Below are 14,421 nucleotides of genomic sequence, written 5' to 3'. Positions count from 1 at the left end.
CTCGATGACCGAATTTGCCGTCGTCTGTCCACCCTATTACAGCCATATGCGCCTCTTCGAAGCCCTGGCGGAGGAGTTGCGCTGCCGCGGCCATGGCGTTCACTTCATCGTCAATGCAGGCGCCGCCGAGATGATCTCCGCCGCCGGCGAGGGGATCTTCGTCCACGAGGTCGGCCGGCGTTCGCGTCACGATCTCGACCGGCTGATCGCCAGGGCGGCTGGCGGCGGCACGCCTTTGGCGGTGCTGAGGACGGTGCGCGATGCCGCGCGTTTGACGGAGGATCTCTGCCGCGAGGCGCCAGCGCTGTGCCGGGAACTGGACGTCACGGCGATGGTCGGCGATCAGATGGAGCCGGCCGCCGGGCTGATCGCCCGCCACCTCGGCCTGCCGCTCGTCTCGGTCGCCTCGGCGCTGCCGGTGCATGACGATCCGACGGTGCCGCTGCCGTTCCTCGGCTGGCCCTACGATCCGAGCGAGACGGGGCTGAAGCGCAACCGGGGCGGGGTGACGGTGGCTGGCCTCCTGCTGGCCCGGCAGAAGAAGACCATCGTCCGTTGGGCTAATGTCTTCGATCTGCCTGGTATCGCGACGCTGGGCGACTGCCTGTCGACGACCTGCCAGATCAGCCAACTCGCCGACGGCTTCGACTTCCCGCGCCAGCCCTCACCGATCCGCCATGCCGTCGGGCCGATCCGCCGAAGAGGACTCGACGAAGCGGGGCTGCCGATCCGGCGCGACCCGGCTCGCCCCCTCGTCTTCGTCTCTTTCGGTACGCTGCAGGGCCATCGTCTGCGCCTGTTCCGCAAGATCGCCAAAGCATGCCAGCGGGTCGGCGCGGACTGCGTCGTCGCCCATTGCGGCGGCTTGACCGAGGCGGAAGCGGCGACGATCGGGGCCCGCCTCGTCACAGATTTCGTGCCGCAGCGCGCGATGCTCGCCGAGGCCGACGTCTGTGTCACCCATGCCGGAATGAACACCGTCCTCGACGCGCTGGAAGCGGGCACGCCCATGCTGGCGATCCCGATGGCCTTCGATCAGCCGGGAATTGCCGCCCGCATCGTCCATCACGGCGTCGGCCTGCGTCTGACACGCGGCCATTTGTCCACGCGATCCATTGCCGCCTGCCTTGAGCGATTGCTGAGAATGTCTAGTTTCACTGACAATGTGTTGCGCATCGGGCGCGACATCCAACGGTCCGGTGGAGTGAAGTTGGCGGGAGACATCATCGAGCGGGCCGTGGCAGCCCCCGGCGCCTTCGAGCGGCCGGCCGGTCGGGACAGCCATGTCGGAACCTGAACGTCTCGACATCGCGCTCGTCGGAGGCGGGCTCGCCAACGGCCTCATCGCCTGGCGCCTGTCGCAACTGCGTCCCGAACTGCGTTTCCGGCTGATCGAAGCGGGCCCCGAGGTCGGCGGCAACCACACATGGTCGTTTCACGAGGGTGATCTGACGTCCCCCGAACACGCCTGGATGGCGCCCTTCGTGACCTATCGCTGGAGCGACAACGAGGTGCGTTTTCCGAACCGCCGCAAGCGCCTCGGCACCGGCTATTGCAGCGTCTCCTCCGAGAGGTTCCGGGAACTGCTGACGGCGCGGCTGGGTGAGCGGATACTGTGCGGCTCTCCGGTTAGGGGCGTGACGCCGACCTCCGTCTTGCTCGACGACGGCACCGAGATCGAGGCCGGCTGCGTCGTCGACGGGCGCGGCCATGCGCCGAGCCGGCACATGCGGCTCGGCTTCCAGAAATTTCTCGGCCAGGAAATCGAGATGGCAGAGCCCCATGGAGTGGACCGGCCGGTGATCATGGACGCGACGGTGCCGCAGTCGGACGGCTACCGCTTCGTCTATCTTCTGCCGCTGACGGCGACCCGGCTGTTGATTGAAGACACCTACTACGCCGACGGCGCCGACCTCGATCGTGCGCGGCTGACGGCCTCGATCCGGCAGTACATGACCGACCATGGCTGGGAGGCTCAAACGATCGTCCGGGAGGAGGAGGGCATCCTGCCGATCGCCATCGATGGCGACATCGAGGCCTTCTGGGACGAGAAGGCCGGCGTTCCCGCCTCCGGACTTGCAGCCGGGCTGTTTCACCCGACCACCGGCTATTCGCTGCCGGATGCGGTCAAGCTGGCCGACCGCCTGGCCGGTTTGCCGGACCTTCATGCCGAGGCCGTCTATGCCGAGACACGGGCCCATTCCGTCTCAACCTGGAAGGAGCGCGGCTTTTTCCGCATGCTCAACCGCCTTCTCTATTTCGCCGGCGACGCCTCGCAGCGTTACCGCATCCTCGAACATTTCTATCGGCTCGACGCGCCGCTGGTCGCGCGCTTCTACGCCGCCCGGCTGAAGACGCGGGACAAGCTGCGGATTCTGACGGGCAAGCCGCCTGTCCCGTTCGGCAATGCCATCCGCGTCCTTGCCCGCCACCGCCTGACGGGAGATCTCGCATGAGCGCCGCGCCTCTGGATGCGACACGAGACACCGCTGCAGCCGGCCGCCGGGCGGTGGTCGTCGGCGCAGGGTTTGGCGGCATCGCGCTCGCCATTCGCCTGCAGGCCGCGGGCATCGAGACGGTGCTCCTCGAGAAGCGCGACAAGCCCGGCGGTCGGGCCTATGTCTACGAGGATGCTGGCTACACCTTCGACGCCGGGCCGACGGTGATCACCGATCCGAGCGCGCTCGAAGAGCTTTTCGCCGCGGCCGGCCGGACGATGGCGGACTATGTCGAACTCCTGCCGGTCTCGCCCTTTTACCGGCTCTGCTGGGAAGACGGCCGCTTCTTCGACTACGTCAACGACCAAGCCGAGCTCGACCGGCAGATTCTCGAGTTCGAGCCGGCCGACGTCGAGGGCTATCGCCGCTTCCTCGCCTATTCGAAGGACGTCTTCCGGGAGGGCTACGAGAAGCTCGGCACCGTGCCGTTCCTGAATTTCCGCGACATGATCCGCGCCGGGCCGCAGCTCGCCCGGCTGCAGGCGTGGAAGAGCGTCTATGCCAAGGTCGCCGATTTCATCAAGAACGAGCAGCTGCGCCAGACCTTCTCGTTCCACTCGCTGCTGGTCGGCGGCAATCCCTTCGCCACTTCCTCGATCTATGCGCTGATCCACGCCCTCGAGCGGCAATGGGGCGTCTGGTTCGCCCGGGGCGGCACGGGCGCGCTCGTCGCCGGCCTCGTCAAGCTGTTCACCGACATCGGCGGGCGGATCGAACTCTCGGCGGAAGTCGCCGAGATCGAGATGGCGAACGGCCGCGCGAGCGCCGTCCGGCTGAAGGACGGGCGCCGTTTCAAGGCCGACATGGTCGCCTCCAATGCCGATGTCGTCCACACCTATGGCGGCCTGCTCGGCGCCAGCGCCCGCGGCGCCTCCGAGGCGAAGCGGCTGACGAAGAAGCGCTTCTCCATGTCGCTCTTCGTCATCTACTTTGGTTTGAAGACCCACCGGCCGGACATCCGCCACCACACCGTCTGCTTCGGCGCGCGCTACCGCGAACTGATTTCCGAGATCTTCAACGGCGCGGATCTGCCCGGCGACTTCTCGCTCTATCTGCACAATCCGTGCGTCACCGATCCCTCGCTTGCGCCGGAGGGGGCGGGCGCCTTCTACGTCCTGTCGCCGGTGCCGCATCTCGGCAATGCGGATATCGACTGGGAAAGGGAAGGGCCGATCTACCGCGACAGGATCCTCGCCTATCTGGAGGAGCGCTACATTCCCGGCCTTCGCGACGACCTCGCCACCTGCCGGATCTTCACCCCCGCCGACTTCAAGTCGGAGCTGAACGCCCATCTCGGCTCGGCCTTCTCGCTCGACCCTGTGCTCACCCAGAGCGCCTGGTTCCGGCCACACAACCGCGACGACAAGATCGCCAACCTCTATTTCGTCGGCGCCGGGACGCATCCAGGCGCCGGCGTGCCGGGTGTCGTCGGATCGGCCAAGGCGACGGCCGGTCTGATGATCGCGGATCGTGCGGGCTGAGACGATGTCGATTGCGAGCGAACCGATGCCGCCGCCGCACGCCCGCGCCGACAGGGCCGAACTCGCGGCCCTCGCCGAGGACACGATCGCCAAGGGCTCGAAGAGCTTTGCCGCGGCCGCGAAGCTGTTTGCTCCGGAGGTTCGAAAGAGCGCCATGATGCTCTATGCATGGTGCCGGCATTGCGACGATGTGATCGACGGCCAGCATCTCGGCTTTTCGAGACGTCCGGTGGCCGAGCAGCCGGAGCCGATGCAGCGGCTGAACCTTCTCGTCATCGACACGCTCCGAGCCCTCGACGGCGACGGAGGGGTGGATCCCGCGTTTCTCTCGATGGCCGACGTCGCCCATCGCCACCAGCTGCCGACACGGCTCTTCGTCGAGCACCTCGAAGGCTACCGTATGGATGTCGGCGAGGAGCATTACGAGACGATCGAGGAGACGCTGTCCTACTGCTACCGCGTCGCCGGCGTCGTCGGCGTGATGATGGCGATGATCATGGGGGCGAGGGGCGAGCGCGCTCTGGACCGGGCGAGCGATCTCGGCATCGCCTTCCAGCTGACCAACATTGCCCGCGACATCGTCGAGGACGCGCGCCTCGGGCGTATCTACGTTCCCGCCGCGTGGCTGGCCGAAGCCCGGTTGGAGGCGAAGGACCTCGCGGATCCGGCGAAACGGGAGAAGGTCGCGGCGCTGGCGGCGCGGCTGATTGATTTCGCCGAACCCTATTATCGCTCCGCCTTCTTCGGCTTGAGCGCGCTTCCGGCCCGCTCGGCCTGGGCGGTGGCCACGGCGCACGGCGTCTATCGCCAGATCGGACTCGACATCAAGGCGCGGGGGGCGGCCGCCTACGGCCAGCGTGTCTCGACCAGCCGGGCGGCGAAGCTGCGCCATGTCGGGCTCGGCGCCCTCAAGGTAAGCGCAACGCGAATCCCCTGGCCGGTCAGGCGTTCGTCGAAGCTGTGGGCGCGGCCGCTCGGGGAAGCGCCCGGCGCCGAGCGGACGTCAGGAGACCGGCGCACGAGGCTCTGACGGCTCGCCCTTCTGCGCTTGCCGCTCGGCCGCGACCGTTCCCCGGCGCCGCAGCTCCGAGGACAGCTGCTCGACCGGCGGCGCGTAGAGGAAGCCGAAGGAGACGCAGCCCTCCTTGCCCTCGACCGCGTGGTGCAGGCGATGGGCCTGCACGAGCCGCTTGGCATAGCCCTTGTGCGGAATGTGGCGGAATGGCCAGCGCTGATGGACCAGGCCATCATGCACCACGAAGTAGAACACGCCGTAGAGCGTGATGCCGACGGCGACGGCGAACACCACCGGATGGCCGTCCGAACCGACGACGAACAGCGCGATCGCGAGAACCGAGAACACCACGGCATAAAGGTCGTTCTTTTCGAAGAGACCCTCGGTCTCCTCGTGATGGGACTTGTGCCAGCCCCAGCCGAAGCCGTGCATGACGTATTTGTGGGCCGCCCAGGCGACGCCTTCCATCACCAGAAAGACGACGAGCGCCACTACCCCGAGGCCGAGAAATTCGAGCGTCGTCATAACTTTCTCCATCGCTGGCGGCCCCTCTCGGCGGCGCCGCCACATGTCTTCACCGACGTCCTGCGCCCGCCTAATTCGCGCCGACGTCCTGCCGGCTGGTGGCTGCACGCGCCATCTCGGCAGGTATCGCCTCTTCGAAGATGAAGTCGACGCAGCCGTGCATCAAGCTCTTCGGGCCGAGCGACTCGTTCAGAAAGGCGTGTGCCCTCTTCACGTGAGCGCCGATCCGTCCGACGACGGAATCGCTGCCGATGACCGAACCGATGGTCGACTTGCCGACATCCTTGCCGACGTCCTTGCCGGTGCGGCCAGCATTGACGGCCTCGTCGAGCAGATCGTCGAGCAGCTGAAACGCGTGGCCGAGCTCGGTGGCGAAGTTGCGGAGCGAGATCCGCACCCGGTGGTCGGCACCGGCGACGACCGCGCCGATTTCCACCGCCGCCGAGAACAGGGAGCCGGTCTTCAGGCTGTTGGTCGCGGCGATGTCCGTCACGTCCCGCTGATGGGCGCCGTCGCGCAGATCGGCCAGCTGGCCGGCGACGAGGCCGGAAACGCCGACCGCCCGGGTAAGGATCACGACGCTTTCCGCCCGCACCTGGTCGCTCGCGCCGGACAATTTCGCCAGCGTCTCGAAGGCGCCGGAGAGCGCGGCGATGGCGGCAAGGATGGCGACGTCCTCGCCATAGGCCGCATGCACGGCAGGACGGCCACGTCGCATCGTCGCGTCGTCCATGGACGGCAGGTCGTCGAGGGTGAGCGAGGCGGCATGCACCATCTCGACCGCACAGCCGGCATCGACGGCGGTTTCGACGTCGCCGCCGAGATCCATGGCGACCAGGACGGTCATCATCGGTCGGAGCCGCTTGCCCGGCGCAAGGACACTCGCCGCGATGGCTTCGTCGAGTGCCGTCTGGCCGGGCAGGGCGCGGGGAACCAGGTATCGAAGCCGCCGATCGATCAGATCACGCTGCTTGGTCAGGCTGCGAAGGAGCTCAGGCGACATCGCCACCTCGCCGGGTCGAAGCGCGGGCCGGGACGGCCGCCGAGGGGAAGGTCGCGAATTCTGCGAGCATTGCTATCGTCTTGAACTCCATACCGCATCGACAATTGGCGACGTTCGACTGGACCTTTAACCGGAAACCGACCTTGTCGACAGTCTTTCCTCGCCGTAAACGCGTTGTATGTGGCGCTTCCAGTCAGCGGCGATGGTCATCGTCGCAAACGAATCCGCCCAGGACAATAGCCGGATCGGCAGGCCGTGAAAGCTCCCGCCCGAAGGCTGCGACGATAGGACCAGCGCGCTTGACCAAGCCACGAGAGCCCCGCGACGGACCGGTGGCAGAAGGCGCCGACATCGCCGGACGCAAGAGCGACCACATCGACATCGTGCTCGCCGCCAGCCCCTCCGAGAGCGACCGGATCGCCACGGGCCTCGAAGCCGTGCGCTTTGAACATTGCGCGCTGCCCGAATTGTCGCTGGCCGAGATCGACGTTTCGGCGGCGTTTTTCGCCAAGCGGCTGAAGGCGCCGCTGTTGATCTCGTCGATGACCGGAGGGCCGGAGCGGGCGGCACGAATCAACGCCCATCTGGCGGAAGCCGCCGAGGAACTCGGCATTGCGCTCGCCGTCGGCTCGCAGCGCATCGCCATCGAGGGGCGGGCCAGCGGCGGGCTCGACGCCTCGCTGCGACGCCGCGCCCCCTCGATCCCGATCCTGGCGAATATCGGCGCCGCGCAGCTCGTCCTCGGCTATGGCCGCAACGAGGCGATGCGGGCCGTCGAGATGATCGGGGCCGACGCGCTGATCGTTCATCTCAACCCGTTGCAGGAAGCGGTCCAGGCCGGCGGCGACACGGACTGGCGCGGGGTCCTCGGCAAGATCGGGACGTTGGCGCGGGAGCTCGCCGTGCCGCTGGTCGTCAAGGAGGTGGGTGCCGGCATCTCCGCATCCCTGGCCCGGCGGCTTGTCGATCTCGGCGTCGCCGCGATCGACGTCGCGGGAGCCGGCGGCACGAGCTGGGCGGCCGTCGAGGCGGAGCGCGCTGCGGATGCGAGGCTGAAACGGACCGCCATGGTCTTCGCCGACTGGGGCATCCCGACGGCGCGCGCCATTGCCGAGGCGAGGGCGGCCTGCCCCGACACCCTCCTGATCGGCTCGGGCGGACTGAAGACCGGTCTCGACGTCGCCAGGGCGATCCGGCTCGGCGCCGACCTCTGCGGGCAGGCGGCGGCATCTCTGGCGGCGGCGGATCATTCGTCCGAAGCGGTGGTGGCGCATTTTGCCGCCGTCGTGGAGGAACTTCGGATCGCCTGCTTCTGCACCGGCTCGACCGATCTTAAGGCATTGAAGCGGGCGCCGCTGATCAATCCGCCGGATCTTGCCGGCTGATCGCGGTGCTATCCCGCCTCGATCGCCTCCGCCGGATAGAGCCGGTCGAGCAGTGGAAGGTGTTTTGCGCCGCGTTCCACCAGGAACTGCTTGAAGGCTCTCTCGGCCGGGGCGGCGATACGGTCCTTCCGGCAGACGGCGTACCATTTGCGTCGGATCGGCATGTCGGCGACGTCGAGGACCACGAGCCGCCTCATCTCCACCTCGAAGGCGATCGTGTGGGCCGAGATGAAGGCGATGCCGAGCCCGGCCATGACCGCCTGCTTGATCGTCTCGTTGGAGCCCATCTCGACGCTTCGCTCGGCGAGCCGATCGGGATGCTCGGCGAAGAAGCCTTCGAGCGCCGCCCGTGTGCCGGAGCCCTGCTCGCGGATGATGATCGTCTCCGCGAGCAGCCGGTCGCGCCCGATGTCCCGCTCGCGCACCAGCGGATGGGCCGGATCTGCGATGATCACCAGCGGGTGGTCGCCGAAGAAGATCGACTCGACGGGAAACTCGATCGGCGGGCGCCCCATCAGCGCGACGTCGAGCTTGTAGTCCTTGATGCCCGCGATGATGTCGTGGCGATTGCCGACCTTGAGCTTGAGGTCGATCTGGGGATAGGCCTCGCGGAAAGAGGCGATCAGCCGCGGCGCGAAGTACTTCGCCGTCGAGACCACGCCGAGATGGATGGTGCCGGACCTGACGCCCTTGATCGAATCGATTTCCTCGGACAGCCCCCGCAGCGTCGTCTCGATGGCATTGGCGGCCGCAAGCACGGCGGCGCCGGCCACGGTCAGCCGCATGCCTTCGCTCGTCCGGTCGAACAGGGCGAGTCCGACGTCGTCCTCCATCTGTTTCACCTGTAAGGTCACAGCCGGCGCCGTCAGCCCTACTTGTCTGGCGGCCGCGGCGATGGTGCCGTGCCGGCTGATCGCCTGGATCGAACGCAACTGGCGCAAAGTGAGGTTCCGCATGGCCCTTAGTTAGTTTGATTTACCGCTTGCGTAAAGATAATAAATTTTACTTACCCGTCCCGGGCGCCCATGCTGCTTTCACTCGAGCGAGCGGGGCGAAGAACCTCGCAGCTCAATGGAGGAAAGCATGGCATCGTCCCTCGACGCTCATCTCGAATCGCAATGCGGCAACGACCCGCTGAAGCGTCAGGTCGCCACCACGATCCGCAACCTCGCGGCCGCCGCGGTCAAGCTTCGCAACAAGATCACCGCCGGCGGAGAAGGTCTCGGCCAGGCAAGGGGTGGCACGAACGCCGGTGGCGACGTGCAGAAGGAGCTCGACGTCGTCGCCGACAAGATATTCATGGAAGCGGCCGAGGCTTCGCCGCTCGCCTTCTTCGGCTCCGAGGAACAGGACGAGGCGGTTCTCATGAAGCCCGATGCCGGGCTGGCGATGGCGATCGACCCGCTCGACGGTTCGTCCAACATCGAGACCGACGTCACGATCGGCACCATCTTTTCGGTCCTGCCGGTCGAGGAAGAGCATCGCAACGACCCCGCGACGGTGTTCAGGCAGAAGGGCTCGCGGCAGCTCGCGGCCGGCTTCTTCGTCTACGGGCCGCAGCTGCTCCTCGTCATGTCGATGGGCAACGGCACCCACGTCTTCATCTTCTCGCCCAGCTTCGGCGGCTTCGTCGAGCTGAGCGCGGCCATCGCCATCGCCGACAAGGCGAACGAATTTGCCATCAACGCCTCGAACTACCGCCACTGGGACCAGCCGATCCGCAGCTACATCGACGATCTGCTCGCCGGCGGCGAAGGTCCGCGCGAGCGCGACTTCAACATGCGCTGGGTCGGGTCGCTGGTCGCCGACTGCTACCGCATCCTTTTGCGGGGCGGGATCTTCCTTTATCCGGGCGACGGACGGAAGGGATATGCGAAGGGCCGGCTGCGGCTGGTCTACGAGGCCAACCCCGTCGCCTTCTGCGTCGAGAACGCCGGCGGCAAGGCGACCGACGGAACGACGCCGATCCTCGACATCGTGCCGGAAGGCCTGCACGACCGCACGCCGCTGGTCTTCGGCTCCAAGCGCGAGGTCGAACGGGTCGCCCGATACATCCTCGATCCCTCGGCGCTGGCCGAGCGTTCGCCTCTGTTCGGCAAGCGCAGCCTTTTCAGGCCGTGAACCGGAACGCTGGCGTGAGCTCGCAAGGCGCCGAGGATCGAGCTGAGACGGCGTTCGATCGAGTGCCCGGCGTCCGCCCCTGCGCGAGCCACGGCATGCGTGAGTGATTGATTGCCGGCGCGTTGGGAGGCGCGCCGGATTTCGGGAGGGAAAACCGATGTCTGCCAAGCATCCGATCATCGCCATCACCGGCTCGTCCGGCGCCGGCACGACGTCGGTGAAAAACATTTTCGACCAGATCTTCCGCCGCGAGCACGTGATGGCCGCCTTCATCGAGGGCGACGCCTTCCACCGCTACGACCGGCAGGCGATGAAGGCGAAGATGCTGGAGGAGGAGGCGAAGGGCAACCGCGACTTCTCGCATTTCAGCCCGGAGGCCAACATCCTGGAGAAGCTGCAGGAAGTCTTTCAGGACTATGGCCGCAAGGGCCGCGGCGAAACCCGCCACTACATCCACGACGTCAAGGACGTCGAGCTCTATGGCGGCGAGCCCGGTACCTTCTCGGACTGGGCGCCGCTGGAGGAGAGCGAGCTGCTGTTTTACGAAGGACTGCATGGCTGCGTTAAGACCGAGACGGTCGATCTCGCGCCGCTGGTCGATCTGAAGATCGGCGTCGTGCCGGTGATCAACCTCGAATGGATCCAGAAGATCCACCGGGACAAGGCGACGAGGGGCTATTCGACCGAGGCTGTGATGGACACGATCCTCAGGCGCATGCCGGACTACGTGAAATACATCTGCCCGCAATTCGCCCGCACCGACATCAACTTCCAGCGCGTGCCGATCGTCGACACCTCCGACCCGTTCATCGCGCGCTGGATCCCGACGCCGGACGAATCGATGATCGTCATCCGCTTTGCCAAGCCGCGGGGCATCGATTTTCCCTATCTTCTGTCTATGATCCACGGGAGCTTCATGTCCCGCGCCAACTCCATCGTTGCGCCGGGAAATAAGCTCGACATCGCAATGCAGCTCATCCTGACGCCGCTGATTCTCCAGCTGATGGAAAAGAAACGTCGCGCGTCCTGAGCTCGAAAAGAGATTCCAAGGGAAAACATCATGTCCCAAGCCGCCGAAAACACGCCGCAAGAGATGGCGGGCGTTTCGACCCGCGACATGGCCAATGCCATCCGCGCGCTGTCGATGGACGCCGTCCAGAAGGCCAATTCCGGCCATCCCGGCATGCCGATGGGCATGGCCGACGTCGCCGCCGTGCTGTTCTCCAAGTTCCTGCGCGTCGATCCGAGCCAGCCGGATTGGCCAAATCGCGATCGTTTCGTCCTGTCGAACGGCCACGGCTCGATGCTGCTCTACTCGGTCATGCATCTTCTCGGGTTCCCGGAGATGACCATCGAGGAGATCGAGAATTTCCGCCAGCTCGGCAGCCGCACCGCCGGCCATCCGGAATATGGCCACGCCGCCGGCATCGAGGCGACCACCGGCCCGCTCGGCCAGGGCATCACCATGTCGGTCGGCATGGCGCTGGCCGAACGGATGCTCGCGGCCCGCTTCGGCGAGGATCTGGTGGACCACTACACCTATGTCTTCTGCGGCGACGGCTGCCTGATGGAGGGCATCTCCCACGAGGCGATCGACCTCGCCGGCCACCTGAAGCTGAACAAGCTGATCTACTTCTTCGATGACAACCACATCTCGATTGACGGCGATACCAAGCTCGCCACCTCGATCGACCAGCGCGAGCGCTTCGAGGCGCACGGCTGGAACACCTGGGCTGTCGACGGCCATGATCCGGAGGCGATCGAGAAGGTGATCGTCGAGGCCCGCGCCAGCGACAAGCCGGCCTTCATCGCCTGCCGCACCATCATCGGCTATGGCGCTCCCAACCTGCAGGGCACCGACAAGGTGCACGGCAACGCGCTCGGCAAGGACGAGGTCGCGGCGACGCGCAAGAACATCGGCTGGACGTCGGAGCCCTTCGTCCTGCCGGAGCCGATCACCGCCGCTTGGCACAAGGCCGCCCAGAAGGGCCGGGAGGCCCGGGAAGCTTGGGAGAAGACCCGCGACGCCGCGCCGAACCGCGCCGCCTTCGAGGCGCAGTACGCGACGACGCTGCCGGAGAACCTCGCCGAGCTGATGGCCAAGGCCCGCGCCGACATCGTCACCGAGAAGCCGAACGTCGCCACCCGCAAGGCGTCGGAAATGGCGCTCGAGGTGATCAACGGGGCGAGCGAGTTCACCATCGGCGGCTCGGCGGATCTGACGCCGTCGAACAACACCAAGACCAAGGGCCTGAAGGACATCACGCCCGGCGACTATTCCGGCCGCTACGTCCGCTACGGCGTGCGCGAGCACGGCATGGCCGCAGCGATGAACGGCATCGCTTTGCATGGCGGCTTCGTGCCCTATGGCGGCACCTTCATGTGCTTCACCGACTATGCGCGCGGCGCCATTCGCCTGTCGGCGCTGATGGGCATCCGGGTCGTCTATGTCATGACCCATGACAGTATCGGTCTCGGCGAGGACGGCCCGACGCACCAGCCGATCGAGCATCTGGCGATCCACCGCGCGACGCCGAATCTCCTGCTCTTCCGCCCGGCCGACGCGGTCGAGACCAACGAAGCCTGGGAAATCGCCATGGGCGAGACCAAGCGTCCGTCGGTGATGGCGCTGTCGCGCCAGGGCGTGCCGACGGTGCGCTCCGGCTCGGTCTCGGAGAACAAGACCCGCAAGGGCGCCTACGTCCTCAAGGACACCGACGGCCCGCGCGACTTCACCCTCCTGTCCACCGGCACCGAGGTCTCGCTCGCCCTCGAAGCCGCCGGAAAGCTTGAGGAAAAGGGGCTGAAGGTCGCCGTCGTCTCGATGCCCTGCTGGGAGCTCTTCGAGGAGCAGGACGCGGCCTATCGCAAGAGCGTCCTCGGCAATGCCCCGCGCATCGCCATCGAGGCCGCTGCAAGGCTCGGCTGGGACCGCTGGATCGGCGAGGACGGTCGCTTCATCGGCATGCATGGCTTCGGCGCCTCGGCGCCGGCGCCGGAAGTCTACGCGAAGTTCGGCATCACCGCCGATGCCGTGGTCGCCGCGGCGCACGAGATGCTGCAGCAGTAAGCGCCTCCGAGGCGCACTGGGCCGGCTGACGAGGCCGGCCCGGCATACCGAAAGACAGCATGGAGACGACAGGCGCGGGGAAACGCTTCCCCGCGCACGGGAAAGATGTGTGCGAAGAGGAGGTCGCATCCCATGGCCAAGATCACGCTGAGGCAGTTGCTCGATCACGCCGCCGAACAGGGTTATGGCGTGCCGGCGTTCAACATCAACAACATGGAGCAGGGGCTGGCGATCATGGAGGCGGCCGCCAAGAGCGACGCGCCGGTGATCATGCAGGCCTCGCGCGGGGCGCGGTCCTACGCCAAGGACATCATGCTGGAAAAGATGATGGACGCGCTGGTGGAAATGTTCCCGCAGATCCCCGTCTGCATCCATCAGGACCATGGCAACAACGAGCAGACCTGTCTCACCGCAATCCGCCACGGCTTCACCTCGGTGATGATGGACGGCTCGCTCGAAGCCGACATGAAGACGCCGGCCTCCTACGAATACAACGTCGCGATCACCGAACGGGTCACCCGCATGGCCCATTGGGTCGGCGCCTCGGTGGAAGGCGAACTCGGCGTCCTCGGCTCGCTTGAAACGGGCGAGGGAGAGAAGGAGGACGGCGTCGGCTTCGAGGGCAAGCTCGATCACGACAAGCTTCTCACCGACCCCGACCAGGCCGTCGACTTCGTCCGGCGCACCCATGTCGACGCCCTGGCGATCGCCATGGGCACCTCCCACGGCGCCTACAAGTTTTCCCGCAAGCCCGATGGCGAGATCCTGGCGATGCACGTCATCGAGGAGATCCATTCGAAGCTGCCGAACACCCATCTCGTCATGCACGGCTCCTCCTCGGTGCCGGAGGATCTCCAGGAGATCATCAATCGCTATGGCGGCAGGATGCGCGAGACCTATGGCGTCCCCGTCGAGGAGATCGTCCGCGGCATCAAGCACGGCGTGCGCAAGGTCAACATCGACACCGACTGCCGGATGGCGATGACCGGGCAGTTCCGCAAGGTGGCGATGGAGAAGCCGGAGGAGTTCGATCCGCGCAAGTTCCTGGTGCCGGCGATGGACGCTTTGAAGAAGCTCTGCCTCGACCGCTACGAACAATTCGGCTGCGCGGGGCAGGCGAGCAAGATCAGGCCGCTGCCGCTCGACCGGATGGCGGCGCGCTATCAGTCGGGCGAACTCGATCCTCGGGTCGAGATGACGGCCGTCGCCGCCGAATAGGCGAAGGAAAGCCCGGCCGCGCCTCATGGGCCGGCCGGCGGAGTGATCAGTATCGCAGCGAGATTGCGACGACGCGGGGCCCTGCTTCGCGGCGACGGGAGAGAC

At 66.4% G+C, this 14,421-nt stretch carries 12 protein-coding genes; 9 read left to right on the top strand and 3 right to left on the bottom strand.

The genetic code is table 11. The features are described from left to right. Positions 1-4: 4 nt before the first annotated feature. The 4 genes from GTK09_RS03755 to GTK09_RS03740 are packed head-to-tail and all read left to right on the top strand — an operon-like array spanning position 5 to position 5,009. On the top strand, positions 5-1,297 hold the full coding sequence (locus GTK09_RS03755) for a glycosyltransferase (protein ID WP_163461156.1): 1,293 nt from the start codon (positions 5-7) through the stop codon (positions 1,295-1,297). Then, positions 1,284-2,456, top strand: coding sequence for a lycopene beta-cyclase CrtY (gene crtY / locus GTK09_RS03750; RefSeq protein WP_163461155.1), 1,173 nt, complete (start codon positions 1,284-1,286; stop codon positions 2,454-2,456). Before GTK09_RS03755 ends, crtY begins: the two co-directional genes overlap by 14 nt. Continuing rightward, on the top strand, positions 2,453-3,979 hold the full coding sequence (locus GTK09_RS03745) for a phytoene desaturase (protein ID WP_163461154.1): 1,527 nt from the start codon (positions 2,453-2,455) through the stop codon (positions 3,977-3,979). Before crtY ends, GTK09_RS03745 begins: the two co-directional genes overlap by 4 nt. Positions 3,980-4,004: 25 nt before the next feature. Then, complete coding sequence (locus GTK09_RS03740; protein ID WP_163461153.1) at positions 4,005-5,009, top strand: phytoene/squalene synthase family protein; 1,005 nt, start codon at positions 4,005-4,007, stop codon at positions 5,007-5,009. Here GTK09_RS03740 and GTK09_RS03735 read toward each other — a convergent pair. Together GTK09_RS03735 and GTK09_RS03730 are read right to left on the bottom strand one after the other, a co-directional pair. After that, positions 4,983-5,519 carry a sterol desaturase family protein gene (locus GTK09_RS03735; protein WP_246217685.1) on the bottom strand — a complete coding sequence of 179 codons (537 nt, stop codon included), beginning with the start codon at positions 5,517-5,519 and terminating at the stop codon, positions 4,983-4,985. The genes GTK09_RS03740 and GTK09_RS03735 overlap by 27 nt on opposite strands. Positions 5,520-5,589: 70 nt before the next feature. After that, positions 5,590-6,522, bottom strand: a complete 933-nt coding sequence (locus tag GTK09_RS03730; protein ID WP_163461151.1) for a polyprenyl synthetase family protein — start codon at positions 6,520-6,522, stop codon at positions 5,590-5,592. Positions 6,523-6,821: 299 nt separating this feature from the next. Between GTK09_RS03730 and fni the strand changes: the two genes are divergently transcribed. Then, positions 6,822-7,907, top strand: coding sequence for a type 2 isopentenyl-diphosphate Delta-isomerase (gene fni / locus GTK09_RS03725; RefSeq protein WP_203560877.1), 1,086 nt, complete (start codon positions 6,822-6,824; stop codon positions 7,905-7,907). Between the two features lie 8 nt (positions 7,908-7,915). Here the strand turns inward: fni and GTK09_RS03720 are convergent, their stop codons facing one another. Beyond that, a complete protein-coding gene (locus tag GTK09_RS03720; protein WP_163461150.1) occupies positions 7,916-8,863 on the bottom strand; it encodes a LysR family transcriptional regulator in 948 nt (315 codons plus the stop codon). Between the two features lie 127 nt (positions 8,864-8,990). On the opposite strand from GTK09_RS03720, the gene GTK09_RS03715 reads away from it, so the two are divergent. The 4 genes from GTK09_RS03715 to fba all read left to right on the top strand — a co-directional run bounded on the left by GTK09_RS03715 (position 8,991) and on the right by fba (position 14,316). Continuing rightward, on the top strand, positions 8,991-10,028 hold the full coding sequence (locus GTK09_RS03715; protein ID WP_246217684.1) for a class 1 fructose-bisphosphatase: 1,038 nt from the start codon (positions 8,991-8,993) through the stop codon (positions 10,026-10,028). 157 nt (positions 10,029-10,185) lie between these two features. Continuing rightward, a complete protein-coding gene (locus GTK09_RS03710) occupies positions 10,186-11,058 on the top strand; it encodes a phosphoribulokinase (RefSeq protein ID WP_163461148.1) in 873 nt (290 codons plus the stop codon). Between the two features lie 30 nt (positions 11,059-11,088). Continuing rightward, on the top strand, positions 11,089-13,098 hold the full coding sequence (gene tkt / locus GTK09_RS03705; protein WP_163461147.1) for a transketolase: 2,010 nt from the start codon (positions 11,089-11,091) through the stop codon (positions 13,096-13,098). A gap of 132 nt (positions 13,099-13,230) precedes the next feature. Then, the gene (gene fba / locus GTK09_RS03700; RefSeq protein WP_163461146.1) at positions 13,231-14,316 is read left to right on the top strand and encodes a class II fructose-bisphosphate aldolase; all 1,086 of its coding nucleotides are present in this window, start codon (positions 13,231-13,233) and stop codon (positions 14,314-14,316) included. The last annotated feature ends 105 nt before the right edge of the window (positions 14,317-14,421 follow it).

Origin of the sequence: Jiella pacifica (assembly GCF_010500815.1) — a bacterium.
Lineage (GTDB): Bacteria > Pseudomonadota > Alphaproteobacteria > Rhizobiales > Rhizobiaceae > Jiella > Jiella pacifica.
Note: the sequence above shows the minus strand (reverse complement) of the source record. Positions and strands in the feature narration are given on the sequence as shown.

Bases quoted from the DNA above. Each gene is read 5' to 3' on its own strand.
- GTK09_RS03730 (WP_163461151.1), bottom strand. From the start codon at position 6,522: ATGTCGCCTGAGCTCCTTCGCAGCCTGACCAAGCAGCGTGATCTGATC.
- GTK09_RS03710 (WP_163461148.1), top strand. From the start codon at position 10,186: ATGTCTGCCAAGCATCCGATCATCGCCATCACCGGCTCGTCCGGCGCC.
- GTK09_RS03755 (WP_163461156.1), top strand. From the start codon at position 5: ATGACCGAATTTGCCGTCGTCTGTCCACCCTATTACAGCCATATGCGC.
- GTK09_RS03735 (WP_246217685.1), bottom strand. From the start codon at position 5,519: ATGACGACGCTCGAATTTCTCGGCCTCGGGGTAGTGGCGCTCGTCGTC.
- crtY (WP_163461155.1), top strand. From the start codon at position 1,284: ATGTCGGAACCTGAACGTCTCGACATCGCGCTCGTCGGAGGCGGGCTC.
- tkt (WP_163461147.1), top strand. From the start codon at position 11,089: ATGTCCCAAGCCGCCGAAAACACGCCGCAAGAGATGGCGGGCGTTTCG.
- fba (WP_163461146.1), top strand. From the start codon at position 13,231: ATGGCCAAGATCACGCTGAGGCAGTTGCTCGATCACGCCGCCGAACAG.
- GTK09_RS03740 (WP_163461153.1), top strand. From the start codon at position 4,005: ATGCCGCCGCCGCACGCCCGCGCCGACAGGGCCGAACTCGCGGCCCTC.
- GTK09_RS03720 (WP_163461150.1), bottom strand. From the start codon at position 8,863: ATGCGGAACCTCACTTTGCGCCAGTTGCGTTCGATCCAGGCGATCAGC.
- GTK09_RS03715 (WP_246217684.1), top strand. From the start codon at position 8,991: ATGGCATCGTCCCTCGACGCTCATCTCGAATCGCAATGCGGCAACGAC.
- GTK09_RS03745 (WP_163461154.1), top strand. From the start codon at position 2,453: ATGAGCGCCGCGCCTCTGGATGCGACACGAGACACCGCTGCAGCCGGC.